This window comes from Streptomyces sp. NPDC012888, assembly GCF_042900645.1.
Lineage (GTDB): Bacteria > Actinomycetota > Actinomycetes > Streptomycetales > Streptomycetaceae > Streptomyces.
In genome coordinates this window covers 194017-207293 of record NZ_JBIBBM010000014.1, presented here as the reverse complement: position 1 = coordinate 207293, position 13277 = coordinate 194017, and the positions used below count along the sequence as shown (strand labels likewise).

The following is a 13277-nucleotide window of genomic DNA, read 5'->3' as shown; positions in this document are numbered from 1 at the left end:
GTCCCCTCAGGGCCAGGACGGTTCCCGGCGGGGGACGACGACCAGCTCGCCGACCACGCTGCCGGGGGGCACGGAGAGCGCGTACATGACGGTGTCGGCCACGATGTCGGGGCTCTGCAGCAGGGTGACGTCCGCGTCGGGGAACCGGTCGAGGATGAAGGCGGTCTCCATGCCGCCGGCGATGATCCCGGTGACGCCGATGCCGGTGCAGTCCCGCTGGGCCTCCTTGAAGAGGGTGTGGGTGAAGGCGCGCAGGCCCGACTTGCTGGCCGCGTAGGGGCCGGCCTCGGTCCAGGTGCGGTTGGCGGCGGTGGACAGGATGTTGACGATGTGGCCGCCGCCGGCCGCGACCATGCGGCGGTAGGCCTGCAGGCACAGGTACATCGGTCCGAGGAGGTTGGTGGTCACCACCCGGGTGACCTCCTCCGCCGTCAGGTGCTCCACCGACTTCGAGACGTCGACGGCGGCGTTGTTGACGAGGATGTCCACCGACCGGCCGTCCTCCTCGGCGTCCCGCAGGACGGTGGCGACCGCGTCGGGGTCGCACACGTCCATCTCCACGAACCGGGCCCGCCCACCGGCCACCACGAGGTCGGCGCAGAGCTGCTGCGCGAGGTCCTTGCGTACGTCGGCCACCAGGACACAAGCCCCGGCGCCGGCGAGCCGCCGTGCGATGGCGGCTCCCAGGCCGCGGGCGCCGCCCGTGACCAGTGCCTGCTTGCCCGTCAGGTCCACCTGTACCGCGCTGCTCATGCCGTGCCCTTCCTCGGTGCGGCGGGGCGCGGCGCGGCGGGTTCCCGCGGCGGCCGGCCCCTCGTACGACCCACTGTGGGCAGGCGGGGCGCGGCGGGCGCGCGGGGTTAGGCCACCAGGCGGCGGATCAGCCTCCGGCCGTCCCTCCGCCCGGTTCCTCCTCGATCACGTGGACGGCGGCCTCCTCGGCGGAGGCCGCTCCCCCATTGAGGCCGGTGTCGTGGGCGAGCACGGAGATGTGCCGGGAGGGCGCGTCCTCGTCGGCGGCGGCCAGCCGGCCCGCCCGCACCCGGCCCGCCGTGGGCGCGTCGCCCGCGGGGTCCCCGGTGACGTCCTGCTCCTCGGAGTCCTCGCGGCCGGCGGGGTCGCGGTCCGCGACCCCCAGGTCGGCCGCTTCGAGGTCGGTGTCGGCCGGGGACTCGGGGGCGGGCGCGTCCTCGCCGCCGGGCGGGACGCGGGGGTCCGGTTCGGGTTCCTCCTGGGCGAGGCGCTGGTCGAGGGTCTCGCCGGTGTGCTGCTCGCCGGCGGTGGTGCCGAAGCGCGTGGACGCCAGGGGCCGGTCGGGCGGGGAGTACCCGGTGTCCATGGTCTGGTCGAGGTCCGGTTCGCCCAGGGCGTTCTGCATGTCGGGCTGCGATTCGGCCCGTTCCGCTTCCTCCTGGGGCTGGTAGACGTCGTCCCCGTGGGCTTCGGTCCCGCTCATGGCTGCCGCCTCCTTTCCGGGTGCCCGCTCACAGGTCGAGCAGGAGGGCGTAGACGAGGAAGAACAGGGCGACCACCACGGCCAGGGCGACGATGACGATCAGGGGGCCCTTGCCCCAGCCCTTCTTCAGCGGTCGGTAGGGCCCGGCCCCGGTCGCGGTGCTCGACTCCCCGGGCGGGGTCTCTCCCGGGGGTACGCCGCCGCCGGCCTCCAGGCCGGGGGTGGTGCGGGGGTCGGGGTCGGGGTTGCTCGGTGTGTATCCGTTCATACCGGGCGGGTCCCCCGTCAGGGGCGGGCCATGCCTGTTCCGGCGGATCAGTGGCGCGGGCCATGGGTGTGGGGGTAGGGCGGCCGGGTTCAGGCGGCGGTCGCGGCGGGCAGGACCCGGTCCCGGTAGGCGGCGAAGAAGGCCTCCTGGTCCGGTCCGACCTGGCCGACGTAGACCTCGTCGAACCCGGCGTCGGCGTACTCCCTGAGCGCGGCCACGTGGGCGTCCACGTCGTCGCCGCAGGGCACCGATTCCTCGATCTGCTCGCGGCGGACGAGTTCGACGGCCTGTTCGAAATGGGCCGGGGAGGGCAGGATCTGGTTGAGTTCGCCGGGGAGCTGCTCGCTGGGCCACAGCCGGTGCATGGTGTCGACGGCCTTGTCGCGGTCCTCCCCCCAGCAGACCTTCAGGCCGCCGAGCAGGGGCTTGCCGACGCCGCCCGCCTCGCGGAAGGCGCTGATCACGTCCTCGTCCGGTCCCATCGCCACGAGGCCGTCGCCGAACCGGCCGGCCGCCGCGGCGGCCTTCGGGCCGAAGGCGGAGACGTAGACGGGGAGTGCGGCGTCCGGAGCGGTGTAGAGGCGGGCGTTCTGGACGGTGTAGTGGCGGCCGCGATGGCTGACCTCGCGGCCGGTGAACAGCTCCCGCATGACGCCGACCGCTTCCTCCAGCATCTCCATCCGCTCGTCGAAGGCGGGCCACCGGTCACCGAGGACGTGCTCGTTCAGCGCCTCGCCCGTGCCGACGCCGAGGGCGAAGCGGCCGTCGAGCATGACGCTGGAGGTGGCCGCGGCCTGGGCGGTGACGGCCGGGTGCAGCCGTACGGTCGGGCAGGTCACCAGGGTGGTCACCGGCAGGTCCGTGACCTGGGAGAGGGCTCCGATCACCGACCACACGAACGGGCTGTTGCCCTGGGCGCCGATCCACGGGTGGAAGTGGTCGGAGATGGCCAGCCGGGTGAAGCCGGCGTCGGCGGCCCGGCGGGCCTGGTCGAGCAGCTGGGCCGGGGTGAACTCCTCGCAGGAGAGGAAGTAGCCGTAGGCGGGGCTGGTGGCGCCGGTGGCGCTGGTGGCACTGGTGGAGCTGGCTGTCATGGCGGGTTTTCCTTCCTTCGTGGCCTTCACGGGGTGAGCAGGGTCTTGATCATTCCGTCGTCCTTGGCCTGGAACCGCTTGTAGGCGTCGGGGGCCTCGTCCAGCGGCAGGACGTGGGTGGCGAAGCCCTCCACCCCGAGCGGGTCGGAGTCGTCGAGCAGCGGCAGGATGTCGTCGGTCCAGGCGCGGACGTTGGCCTGGCCCATGCGGAGCTGGATCTGCTTGTCGAACATGGTGAGCATGGGCATGGGGTCGGCGGCCCCGCCGTAGACGCCGGAGACCGAGACGGTGCCGCCCCGCCGTACCAGTTCCACCGCCGTGTGCAGGGCGGCGAGCCGGTCCACTCCGGCGTGTTCCATCAGCGGCCGGGCGAGGGCGTCGGGGAGCCGTGCGGTGATGTTCTGGGCGGCGGCCGCGGCGGGCGATCCGTGGGCCTCCATGCCGACCGCGTCGATGACGGCGTCGGTGCCGCGGCCGTCGGTGAGGTCGCGCACCGCCTCGGCCAGCCGGCCGCCGAGTTGCCGCAGGTCCAGGGTGTGGACCCCACGGGCGCGGGCCCGTTCCAGCCGGGCGTCGACCAGGTCGACGCCGATGACCAGGCGGGCGCCGCGGTGCAGGGCGATGCGGGCCGCCATCTGCCCGATCGGGCCGAGGCCGAGCACGGTCAGCGTGCCGCCGGGCGGAACGTCGGCGTAGGCGACGGCCTGCCAGGCGGTGGGCAGCACGTCGGAGAGGTAGACGAACCTCTCGTCGGGCGGGCCCTTGGGCACCTTGACGGGGAGGGTGTCGCCGAACGGCACCCGCAGGTACTCGGCCTGCCCGCCGGGCACCTGCCCGTACAGCTTGGTGTAGCCGAACAGGGCGGCGCCCTTGCCGTGTTCGCGCACCTGGGTCGTCTCGCACTGGGACTGCAGGCCCTGGTCGCACATGAAGCAGGCGCCGCAGGAGATGTTGAACGGCACCACCACCCGGTCGCCGGTGGAGAGCGTGCGCACCTCCGGGCCGGTCTCCACGACGGTGCCCATGGCCTCGTGGCCCAGGACGTCACCGGGGTCGATGTAGGCGCCGAGTACGGCGTACAGGTGCAGGTCGGAGCCGCAGATGCCGGTGGAGGTGACCTTCACGAGGATGTCGGTGGGGTCTTCGATGCGGGGGTCGGGCACGCTCTCCACCCGTACGTCCTGCCGTCCCTGCCAGGTCAGTGCGCGCATGGTCCGCCTCCAGGTGTGCCGCCCACCGGTGGGGGCGGACTGTCCCGCGCCTTTCCGCCTTCGGGCGGCTTACACCTGGGACCGCCCGTCAGAGGCCGTGTTGCCCGCCGCCCGGTTCGGCCCGGCGGCGGTGCAGAGCGGCGCGGGCGGTGGCGGGCAGCAGGTCGGCGGCGAGGACCCCGACCCGGGTCCGCAGCGGCCCGGCGACCGCGACCGCCTTCGGGTGCTCCCGCAGGACGGCGGCGCAGCCCTGGCGCGCGACGGTCTCGGGACTGGTCTTGCGGGAGCGGCCGACACGGGTGTCGAGGAGCCCCGCGCGGACGAAGAAGCGGGTGTCGGTGGCTCCGGGGAGCAGGGCGGTGACGGTCACGCCGGTTCCGTCGAGCTCGCCGTTCAGGGCGAGGGCGAACGACTTCAGGAAGGCCTGGGTGGCGTTCTGCACGGCCTGGTACGGGCCGGGCAGGTCGGCGGCGGCCGAGCTGGTGACGAGCATCCGGCCGGCTCCGCGGTCGACCATGCCGGGGAGCAGCCGGTGGGCGAGGTGCACCGTGGACGAGACGTTGACGTCGATGACGCGGGCCTGGTCGGCGAGCTCGGTCGCGAGGAACGGGCCGGCGCGGCCGACGCCGGCGTTCAGCACGGCCACGTCCACGGGCGCGCCGCGGATGCGGGTGGAGGCGTACACCGTCTCGACGCCGTCGTAGGTGGCGAGGTCGGCCTGGACGGCGCGGACGTCGGTGCCGTGGTGCCGGAGCCGCTCGGCGGCCGTGTGCAGGGCGTCGTCCTCGGCGGCCAGGATCAGGTCGTACCCGTGGACCGCGAGTTCCCGGCCCAGTTCGAGACCGATGCCGCTGGAGGCGCCGGTGACGAGGGCCAGCGGGCGGGTGCCGTCGGACATGGCGGGTCGTCCCTTCGGGGAGGGGCGGGCCCGTGCACTGCGGGCTGACGGGCCCCGGTGCGGCGCGGCTACCCCGCCGGGCGGACGCGCATGCGGCTGGGTGACCGCCGGGGCGTGTTTCCGCGGGCCGGGCCCGGGCAGGCGCGGCGCATGGACGGCACGGGACGGCCCGGCGCGCCGGGCCTGAGGGTGGTCGTGGTCGGCGCCACGGGGAACGTGGGCTCCAGCCTGCTGCCCCTGCTGGCGCGGGACCCGGGCGTGGCCGAGGTGCTGGGGCTGGCGCGGCGGGTGCCGCCGCCGGGGTGGCCGCCGACGGAGGGGGACTCCGGGCGCGTGCGGTTCGCCCCGGTGGACATCGGCGCGGAGGGCTGCGAGCCGGAGCTCGCCGCGCACTTCGCCGGCGCCGACGCGGTGGTCCACCTCGCCTGGCTGATGCGGCTCGGGCCGGGCGAGGAGGAACGGACCTGGCGTACGAACGCGCTCGGCTCGCTGCGCGTGTTCGACGCGGTGGCGCGGGCCGGGGTGCCGGCGCTGGTGTACGCGTCCTCGGTCGGGGCGTACGCGCCGGGGCCCGGCGACGGCCGGCCCGTGGACGAGGGCTGGCCGGCCCACGGCTGGCCGGGCTCGGCGTACACCCGGGAGAAGGCGTACGTGGAGCGGTGCCTGGACACTTTCGAGCGGGACCATCCGGAGGTGCGGGTGGTCCGGATGCGGCCGTCGTTCCTCTTCAAGCGGGCCTCGGCGCAGCAGCAGCGGGAGCTGTTCGCCGGACCTCTGGTCCGGTCCTGGATGGTCCGGCGGCCCGGGCTGCTGCCGGTGCTCCCGTTCCCGCGGGGGCTGCGGCTCCAGGTGTGCCACACCGAGGACGCGGCCGAGGCGTACCGGCTGGCCGTGCACGGCCCCGGGCGCGGTGCCTTCAACCTGGCGGCGGAGCCGCCGCTGGACGCGAAGCTGCTGGCCGGGCTGCTCGGGGCCCGGCCGCTGCCGGTCCCGCCCGCGCTGCCGCGGGCCGCGCTCTCGGCCGGCTGGCACCTGCGGCTGGTGCACGCCGCGCCCGGCCTGTACGACGCGCTGCTGCGGCTGCCGCTGCTGGACGCGGGGCGGGCCGGGGAGGTGCTCGGCTGGCGGGCGGTCCGCTCGGCGCCGGAGACGGTGGCGGAGTTCCTGGAGGGGCTGCGGTGCGGCCCCCCGGGCGGGCCGCGGCCTCCGGCCGATCCGCCGGCGCCGGCGTGACACGTCGCGGGCGGGGCAACAGCACGCGGTCGGCAGTCCTGTTGCCCCCCTCGGGCTGTGGTCGCGGGGCGGCGCGCCATAGTTGTCAACAGGAATTTCGTGTGCTGTTACCCCGCCGGGTGGAAGTCTGCCTTCCGCCTCCCGGCACGTCAAGGCGCCCGCACACGGGCCCCGCCGACACCCCGCGCCTCAGACGCCGGCGAGGCTGGTCTCCCCGCCCAGCGCCGGATCGCCGGGCGGGAATGCCGCGCAGCGGCATTCCAAGCCCGAGCGGCGTTTGATCGGGCCCAGCGGGAGCTCCGGCCATGCACATGGGGCGCCGCCCCGCGCCCTCCCCCGGACTCCGTCCGGGGGGGACCCCCACGCCTCAGACGCCGGCAGGGGTCAGGCGGGGTGGTCCGGGCGGGGGCGTTCCGTGGCGACGAGGCCCCGGCGGTAGACCGCCGCCGCCTCGGCCGTGCGGCCCCAGCCCACGAGCCGGTCGCCCAGCAGACGACACGTCGCGGCGGTCTCCATCGCCGCGCCCACCGCCTCGTACCGGTCCGCCGCCGACCGCAGCAGCGCCTCCCCGGCGGAGTCGTCGCCCCGGTCGAAGGCGATCTGCGCGCCGATCCGGTCGAGTTCCGCGGCCTGCTCCGGGTCGTGGTAGCCGAGCGAGAGCGCGCGGCACTCCTCCACCAGCGCGGCCGCCTCGTCGGTGCGCTCCAGGCGGCGCAGCACCTCGGCGAGTTCGGCCGTGGCGTTGACCAGCCGGGTGGTCGCGCCGGTCCGGGCGAGGACCGTACGGGCCTGCCGGAGGTGGGCCTCCGCCTCCGCGAGGCGGCCCCGGCTGGCGGACAGGTAGCCCTGGGCGAAGCGGCACATGCCCACCTCGGTGGGCAGGCCCAGGTGTTCGTAGAGCGCGGTGGCCCGGACGATGGCCTGCTCCCCCTCCTCGTACCGGCCCTGCGCGGTCAGCACCCGGTTGAGGTGGTAGTAGCCCTGCGCCAGGACCTGGGGGTCGGTGACCTCGGGCGCCAGCTGGAGGGCGACGTCCGCGGCGGCGCCGGCCCGGGCGAGGTTTCCGCGCTCGACGTGCGCGAATCCGGTGGCGGCCTGGAGGGCGAACTCGGCCGCCGGTTCCACGCCGGCTCCGGCCCGCCGCAGCTGCTCCCAGGCGTAGGCGAGGGCGTCGACGACGGAGCCGCCGGCGAACAGGGACCACATGCGGCCCATCACGGCGGGCAGCCGGACCGACAGCGGTTGCCCGGCCAGCAGGGCGTCGGCCTCGGCGAACAGCTCCCCGGCCGCGGCGGCGTCGCCCCGGTGGCGGGCGACGAGCCCGAGCCCGCAGCGGCCGGCGGCCCGGAGCAGCGGGTCGTGGTGCCGCTGGGCCTCGGCCGCCACCGCCGCGTAGGCGGCCGCGGCCTCGTCGGGCTCGCCCCGCGAGAGCGTCGTGCGGGCGGCCGTGAGCTGCTTCTGCAGGGCGCGGCGGCGGCCCGGCTCGTAGCCGAAGCAGAGGTCCTCGAAGTCGGCGCCGAGCCGGGCCGCGAAGTGGGCGGTGGCGGCTGCCGACGGGGTGCGTTTGCCGCCCTCGATGGACGAGACGTAGGCCCGGGTGAACCTCTCCCCGGCGAGCTCCGTCTGCGTCAGCCCCTGGCGTACGCGCAGCAGCTGCATCTGGGCTCCGATCCCGGCGACGTCGGCACCGGGCGGGAACGCGGTCTCGGACATGGCGGCCACTGTATGACAGCGGCGCGGGCCGGCCGCCCCCTCCCCTCGTGGGCGGCCGTGACGGCGTCAGCCCAGGTAGGCGGGGGCGAGGGCGGAGCCGAGCAGGCGGGCCGGGGTTCCGCTTCCGTCGGCCGGTACGGAGTGGAGGTCGGCGCCGAAGTCGCCGGGGAGGGCGTAGAGGACGGTGTCCCGGTCCGTCCACACCACCTGGTCGTCGACGCTGCGGGTCTCGGCGAGCGGGGTTTCGGCGCCGGTGCGGAGGTCGAGGGCGTGCAGCCGCCAGGGGGCTTCGGCGGGCAGGCCGGGCAGCCGCTTCTTGTAGACGAGCCGGGTGCCGTCCGGGGAGAGGGAGGGGCATTCGGCGTTCTCGCGGAGGGTGGTGACGGTGCGGGCGGCGAGGTCGCCGCGGACCAGGTGGGTCCTCCCGGCGGTGCGGAGCGTCGCGTAGAAGGTGCGGTCGTCGGCGGCGAAGGTGACGCCCCAGAAGTTGACGTCCGCGGCCCGGTAGGGGTGTCCGTCGCGGGTGATGGCGAAGTCCTCCAGGGAGGCCTCCAGTCGGCCGGTGCGGGTGTCGAGTACGGAGGTGCGGGTGGAGAAGTCGGTGCCCGCGTAGCTGTCCCCGCCGACGAACACCGTCCAGGCGGCCAGTCTGCCGCTCGGCGAGACCCGTGCGCGGGTGGGGATGCCGGCCAGCGGGTGGCTGGCGGTGGGGGCGAGGCGGGCGTCGAGGACCACGGCGTGCTGGGCGTCGAGCGGGCCGGCCGCGGTGCGCAGGCAGATCCCGGTTCCGCCGGCCGCGTGGAAGCGGGCGCAGCGCACGCCGGAGACGGTACGGGGGCCGTTCGGGTCGGCGGCGGACACGCTCGCCAGGGCGTCCCGGTGGGGGCCCCAGGCCATGTTCCTGAAGACGATCCGCCGGCCGCCCGCGGGTGCCTCCAGGCTCACTTCGCCGGGGGCGGCCGGCGGGCCGCCGGCCCGGGCGCGGTCCTTCTCCGCCTCGCGGTCGGCGGCCCGCTGTACTGCGGTTCCGGCGATCCCGGCGAGTACGAGCACGGCGGTCAGCAGGACGAGCAGGCGGGCGCGCGGGGTCAGCGGGGTCATCGGTGGACGGGGCCCTTCGGGGTCGGCGCCGGCCGGCGTGGTGCGGGCCCGGCGGGGCGGAGGCGTACGCAGAGCACGGCGGCCGCGGCGAGGGCGACGGCCGCGCCGGCGAGGGCGGGTCCCTCGCCCCACGCGGTCCAGGCGGCGCCGAAGGCGAGGGAGCAGCAGAGGCGGGCGACGGCCTGGCCGGTCTGCACGAGGGCGAGTCCGCCGCCGCGCAGTTCCTCGGGCACCACCTCGGCGGCGGCGGCCATGAGCACGCCGTCGGTGGCGGCGTAGAAGGCGCCGTGGAGCAGGAGCACCAGCCAGGGCAGGGCCGGGCCGTGCCAGGGGCCGAGCAGCAGTCCGTAGGCGCACAGCAGGGCGGCGTGCCCGCCGAGGAAGACCGTCCAGCGGCCGGCCCGGTCGGCGAGCCGGCCCAGGGGCAGGGCGAGCAGCAGGAAGGCGGCGGCGGTGCCGAGCGGCAGCAGCGGGAACCAGCGGTCGGCCAGGCCGGTGGTGCGTTGCAGGACGAGGAAGAGGAAGGCGTCGCTGACGGTGCACAGGCCGAGGAGGGTGGCACCGGCGGTGATGCGGCGCAGCGGGCGGTGGCGCGCCAGGGCGGCGAGGGTGCGCGGTGCCGGCCGCGCGCGAGCGGGTCCCGCCGGGGCGGCGGGGGCTGGTCGGGCGGGTTGCTGCGGCGCGGGCCGGGCCGGTACGAACAGGAGCAGGAGGAGCACGCCCAGCGCGGCCGTGCAGGCGCTGACGGCGAACACCGCGTCGTAGCCGTCGGCGACCACGGCGAGGATCAGGAAGGCGGCGAGCGGGCCGAGGAGGGCTCCGGCGGTGTCCATGGCGCGGTGGACGCCGAACGCGCGGCCCTGGGCGGCAGTGGGCACGGACAGGGAGATCAGGGCGTCGCGCGGGGCGGTGCGCAGGCCCTTCCCGGTGCGGTCGAGGGCCAGTACGGCGCCGAGGGCGGCCACCGAACCGGCCAGCGGCAGCAGGGGTTTGGCGAGGGCAGAGAGCCCGTAGCCGACGGCGGCGACGGCCTTGTGGCGGCCTCCGCGGTCGCCGAGGTGGCCGCCGACAAGCCGGACCAGGGCACTGGCGCCGTTCTGGATGCCGTCGAGCAGGCCGAAACCGAGGGGTGAGAGCCCGAGTCCGGCGACGAGGTACAGCGGCAGCACGGCGGTGACCATCTCCGCGGAGACGTCGGTGACCAGGGAGACCGTGCCGAGGGCGAGGACGGTGGGGGCGAGGGCGGCCCGCCGCCCCGGGCCGGGCGCGGGGGGTGCCGGGGTGCCGGGGGGTGCGGGGGTGCCTCGGTTGTCCGCCAGGTACATGTCGGGTGTCCAGCTCCGGGGGTCAGAACCAGGTGAGGGTGAGGGGGAAGGTGGCGCTCGCGCTCGCTCCGGTGGAGTCGGTGGCGGTGGCGGTGATCTGGACCGTTCCGACGGCCCAGGGTTTGCCGGTGACGCGTCCGGTGGCGGGGTCGAGGGTCAGGCCCCAGGGCAGTCCGGTGGCGGTGTAACGGACGGGAGGTTTGCCGCCGGTGGCGGTGATCTGGACGGTGCAGCTCTGGCTGAACTTGCAGGTGGCGCCGGCGGGGACGACGACCTTCAGGTCGCCCGACGGCGGCGGCTCGGTGCCGTCGCAGCCCGGCGCGGCCTCCGGGGGCAGCGGGATCCGCCACACCTGGCTGTCGTTCTCGGACCCGGCCAGGAGGGTGGCGCAGTCGGCGTAGGTGACGGTCTCGCCCTGGGGCTGCTTCGGCAGCGGCACCTCGGCGAGCTTGGCGCCGGAGGTGGCGTACACGTGGGCGGTGTCGGTGCCGAGCGGGCCGCCGCTGCGGATGACGTAGGACTTCCCGGTGGGCGAGTACGCGCCGTCGGTGGCGTAGACGGGACCGGCGGCCACCGCGGTCAGCGTGTTGACCTGCCCGGTCACCGGCGGCAGCGGCGCCTGGTAGAGGCGGCCGGCGGCACCGATCAGCTTGCTCGCGACGTACAGCCGGCCGGTGACGGGGTCGGCGAGGAGGGATTCGGCGTCGTGCCGCCCGTCGGCATAGGCGAACCGGTAGGTGGTGGGGGTGACGGCGGCGTCGGCGAGGGTGTCCGGCTCGGGGAAGCCGTGGACCTGGATCTCGGAGCGGGAGCTGAGGTTGTCGCCGATGTCGCCGACGAGGACGGCCGGGCGGCCGGCGGCGTCGCGGCCGACGGCGAGTGCCTCCCAGTCGGTGTTGGCGGTGCCGGAGAGGGTGAAGGCGGCCAGCAGCCGGCCGGTGGTTCCGGAGCAGTCCACGGCGAGGACCTGGTTGGTGTTGCCGCTGTCGTTGAGGGCGTAGATCACGCCCGGGTGCCGGGTGCTGGCGGCCAGCCCGCTGAACTCGGCCAGCCCGGCGGGCAGGGTGCAGGCGCGCTCCGGCGCGAGAGCGGCGGCCCTTGCCCCCGGTCCGGCCGGGGCGGGCAGCGCGGCGGGCGCCGCGGCCAGGGTCAGCGCGAGGGCCGCGGTGGCCGCGGTGGCCGCGGTGGCCGCGGCGCCGGCGCGCGAGGGGGTGAGGAGTGGGGGCATGCGCACAATGTGACGGCGGCGCCGGCAAGGTCCAAGCGGTGGGGCCGCGCCGGCCCGGCATGGAGCCATGCCGAGCCGGCATACCCCGGCCGTGGCCCCGCCGGCAATCCAGCCCCGCCGGCGATTGAGGCGACCCTTCAGCCCCGCCGGCGATTGAGGCGCGGCGCACGAGGCGGAGCCCCGAGCGCTCGGCCGGAGCACCAGCCGCGCAGCCGCGGCTCCGCCCGGCCCCGCTCAAACGCCGCTCGGGCTGGATCGCCCGACCAGAGTGCCGCCCCGCGAGCCGGCTCCGGGGGCAAAACCAGCCCCGCCGGCGATTGAGGCGCGGCGCACGGGACGGAGCCCCGAGCGCTCGGGCGAAGCACCGGCCGCGCAGCCGCGGCTCCGCCCGGGCCCGCTCAAGCGCCGCTCGGGCTGGACGGCCCGACCGGCCGGTACACCCCGGCCGGGGCACCGCCGGCCGCCCCTGGCCCCGGCCGGGGCACCGCCGCGCCAGGGGCCGTACGGTTCAGCGACTGGGCTCGCGCACGGGCGAGTTGTGCCGTACGTGCGAGAGGAAGGCCCGCGCGGCGCGGCTCAGTGGGCGGCGCGCGTGGACCACCCCGACCGGGCGCAGCAGCGGCGGGGTGAAGGACCGGACCTCGGCCCGGCGGCCGAAGACCCGCAGCACCACGTCCCGGTACCAGAGCAGGGAGCCCCGGCCGCCGGTGACGCCCGTGACCCAGGCCAGCCGCTCGTCGGTCTCCAGGGCGGACACCGGTCTGACCCCGAGGCAGCTGAACATGGCCTCCAGTTCGGTGCGGCGTCCGGTGCCCGGGGTGGGCAGGACCATGTTCAGCCCGTCGAGGCTGCGGAAGGTCACCGGGTCGGGCAGCCGGGTGCCGGGCGGGGAGATCAGCACGACCTCGCGCTCCTGGATGTGGTGCACCGTCAGTTCGTTGTCCACCGGCAGGTCGACCAGCGCCAACTCCGCTCGAGATTCGGCGAGTTCCCGTAAGACGGCCTCGCGGCTGCCCTGCTGGCCGAGTCGCACCTCGATCCCCGGGTGCCGTTCGCCGAACCCCTCGACGAGCTCGGAGGCCAGGTCCAGGGCGAGGGTGGGCGTGGTCACCAGGTGCAGGGCGGCCCGGGAGTCGCCGGTGTGGCAGACCCCGATGTCCTCGATGGCCTCCACCGTGTCCAGCACGGTCCGGGCGAGCCGGACCACCCGGACGCCCTCGGCGGTGAGGTTCACGCCCCGGCCGGTGCGGGCCAGCAGCTCCACGCCGAGATCGCGTTCCATGGCCTGCACCGCCCGGGACAGGGCGGACTGGGCGACGAAGACCGACGCGGCCGCCCCGCTGATGGAACGGCAGTCCGCGACGGCGACGAGGTAACGAAGCTGCGCGAGTGTGAGGGTCATGACCGGACGGTAACCCCGCGCGGGTGCGACCGTAAGGCCCGCCCACCAGCCAACTGATGAACAGTCAGCGAAGTCATACCGGGTCGTCCGGAACCCATACCGGCCCGGCATGAATGGCGGCCCTCCGCCCCGCCCGCCGGCCAGGGGCGGGCGCACCGTGCCACGGGCAACGGCGCAGGCCGGAGCGGGCGGAGCCCGGCCGCGGCTGCGGATCCGGTGGCTCCGGCGGTGCCGTCAGCGGCCGGGCGGACCGTGCCGGACGTGCGTTGACACCGCGAGGCGCGGCCCGCACGATCTGCCCCCGGTCCGGAACGCGCCGCCACGCCTCCCGAGACCGCGACCGGCGGC

12 protein-coding genes are annotated in these 13277 nt (G+C 76.0%); 1 reads left to right on the top strand and 11 read right to left on the bottom strand.

Annotated features, from left to right (window positions below):
• Positions 1 to 6 precede the first annotated feature (6 nt).
• The 6 genes from ACFY61_RS24085 to ACFY61_RS24060 all read right to left on the bottom strand — a co-directional run bounded on the left by ACFY61_RS24085 (position 7) and on the right by ACFY61_RS24060 (position 4927).
• Entirely contained in the window at positions 7 to 753 is a 747-nt protein-coding gene (locus ACFY61_RS24085; RefSeq protein ID WP_389474917.1) for an SDR family oxidoreductase, read from the bottom strand.
• 127 nt (positions 754 to 880) lie between these two features.
• Entirely contained in the window at positions 881 to 1456 is a 576-nt protein-coding gene (locus tag ACFY61_RS24080; protein WP_389474915.1) for a DUF5709 domain-containing protein, read from the bottom strand.
• Between the two features lie 28 nt (positions 1457 to 1484).
• A complete protein-coding gene (locus tag ACFY61_RS24075) occupies positions 1485 to 1724 on the bottom strand; it encodes a DUF6480 family protein (RefSeq protein WP_389474913.1) in 240 nt (79 codons plus the stop codon).
• A gap of 89 nt (positions 1725 to 1813) precedes the next feature.
• Positions 1814 to 2818, bottom strand: a complete 1005-nt coding sequence (locus tag ACFY61_RS24070; RefSeq protein ID WP_389474911.1) for a TIGR03557 family F420-dependent LLM class oxidoreductase — start codon at positions 2816 to 2818, stop codon at positions 1814 to 1816.
• A 26-nt stretch (positions 2819 to 2844) separates the two neighbouring features.
• Positions 2845 to 4029 (bottom strand): alcohol dehydrogenase catalytic domain-containing protein, encoded by a 1185-nt coding sequence (locus ACFY61_RS24065; RefSeq protein WP_389474909.1) that lies wholly within the window; start codon positions 4027 to 4029, stop codon positions 2845 to 2847.
• A gap of 88 nt (positions 4030 to 4117) precedes the next feature.
• A complete protein-coding gene (locus tag ACFY61_RS24060; RefSeq protein ID WP_389474907.1) occupies positions 4118 to 4927 on the bottom strand; it encodes an SDR family NAD(P)-dependent oxidoreductase in 810 nt (269 codons plus the stop codon).
• Between the two features lie 150 nt (positions 4928 to 5077).
• Between ACFY61_RS24060 and ACFY61_RS24055 the strand changes: the two genes are divergently transcribed.
• Positions 5078 to 6160 carry an NAD-dependent epimerase/dehydratase family protein gene (locus tag ACFY61_RS24055; protein ID WP_389474905.1) on the top strand — a complete coding sequence of 361 codons (1083 nt, stop codon included), beginning with the start codon at positions 5078 to 5080 and terminating at the stop codon, positions 6158 to 6160.
• 384 nt (positions 6161 to 6544) lie between these two features.
• Here ACFY61_RS24055 and ACFY61_RS24050 read toward each other — a convergent pair whose 3' ends face one another.
• From ACFY61_RS24050 to ACFY61_RS24030, 5 genes are all read right to left on the bottom strand, one after another.
• Complete coding sequence (locus ACFY61_RS24050; RefSeq protein ID WP_389474903.1) at positions 6545 to 7873, bottom strand: hypothetical protein; 1329 nt, start codon at positions 7871 to 7873, stop codon at positions 6545 to 6547.
• A gap of 66 nt (positions 7874 to 7939) precedes the next feature.
• Positions 7940 to 8965, bottom strand: coding sequence for a TolB family protein (locus ACFY61_RS24045; RefSeq protein WP_389474953.1), 1026 nt, complete (start codon positions 8963 to 8965; stop codon positions 7940 to 7942).
• 5 nt (positions 8966 to 8970) lie between these two features.
• Positions 8971 to 10299, bottom strand: coding sequence for an MFS transporter (locus ACFY61_RS24040; RefSeq protein WP_389474901.1), 1329 nt, complete (start codon positions 10297 to 10299; stop codon positions 8971 to 8973).
• Positions 10300 to 10321: 22 nt separating this feature from the next.
• A complete protein-coding gene (locus ACFY61_RS24035) occupies positions 10322 to 11527 on the bottom strand; it encodes a putative Ig domain-containing protein (RefSeq protein ID WP_389474899.1) in 1206 nt (401 codons plus the stop codon).
• A 508-nt stretch (positions 11528 to 12035) separates the two neighbouring features.
• Positions 12036 to 12929 carry a LysR family transcriptional regulator gene (locus ACFY61_RS24030; RefSeq protein WP_389474897.1) on the bottom strand — a complete coding sequence of 298 codons (894 nt, stop codon included), beginning with the start codon at positions 12927 to 12929 and terminating at the stop codon, positions 12036 to 12038.
• Between the last annotated feature and the right edge of the window lie 348 nt (positions 12930 to 13277).

Bases quoted from the DNA above. Each gene is read 5' to 3' on its own strand.
- ACFY61_RS24085 (WP_389474917.1), bottom strand. From the start codon at position 753: ATGAGCAGCGCGGTACAGGTGGACCTGACGGGCAAGCAGGCACTGGTC.
- ACFY61_RS24080 (WP_389474915.1), bottom strand. From the start codon at position 1,456: ATGAGCGGGACCGAAGCCCACGGGGACGACGTCTACCAGCCCCAGGAG.
- ACFY61_RS24075 (WP_389474913.1), bottom strand. From the start codon at position 1,724: ATGAACGGATACACACCGAGCAACCCCGACCCCGACCCCCGCACCACC.
- ACFY61_RS24070 (WP_389474911.1), bottom strand. From the start codon at position 2,818: ATGACAGCCAGCTCCACCAGTGCCACCAGCGCCACCGGCGCCACCAGC.
- ACFY61_RS24065 (WP_389474909.1), bottom strand. From the start codon at position 4,029: ATGCGCGCACTGACCTGGCAGGGACGGCAGGACGTACGGGTGGAGAGC.
- ACFY61_RS24060 (WP_389474907.1), bottom strand. From the start codon at position 4,927: ATGTCCGACGGCACCCGCCCGCTGGCCCTCGTCACCGGCGCCTCCAGC.
- ACFY61_RS24055 (WP_389474905.1), top strand. From the start codon at position 5,078: ATGGACGGCACGGGACGGCCCGGCGCGCCGGGCCTGAGGGTGGTCGTG.
- ACFY61_RS24050 (WP_389474903.1), bottom strand. From the start codon at position 7,873: ATGTCCGAGACCGCGTTCCCGCCCGGTGCCGACGTCGCCGGGATCGGA.
- ACFY61_RS24040 (WP_389474901.1), bottom strand. From the start codon at position 10,299: ATGTACCTGGCGGACAACCGAGGCACCCCCGCACCCCCCGGCACCCCG.
- ACFY61_RS24035 (WP_389474899.1), bottom strand. From the start codon at position 11,527: ATGCCCCCACTCCTCACCCCCTCGCGCGCCGGCGCCGCGGCCACCGCG.
- ACFY61_RS24030 (WP_389474897.1), bottom strand. From the start codon at position 12,929: ATGACCCTCACACTCGCGCAGCTTCGTTACCTCGTCGCCGTCGCGGAC.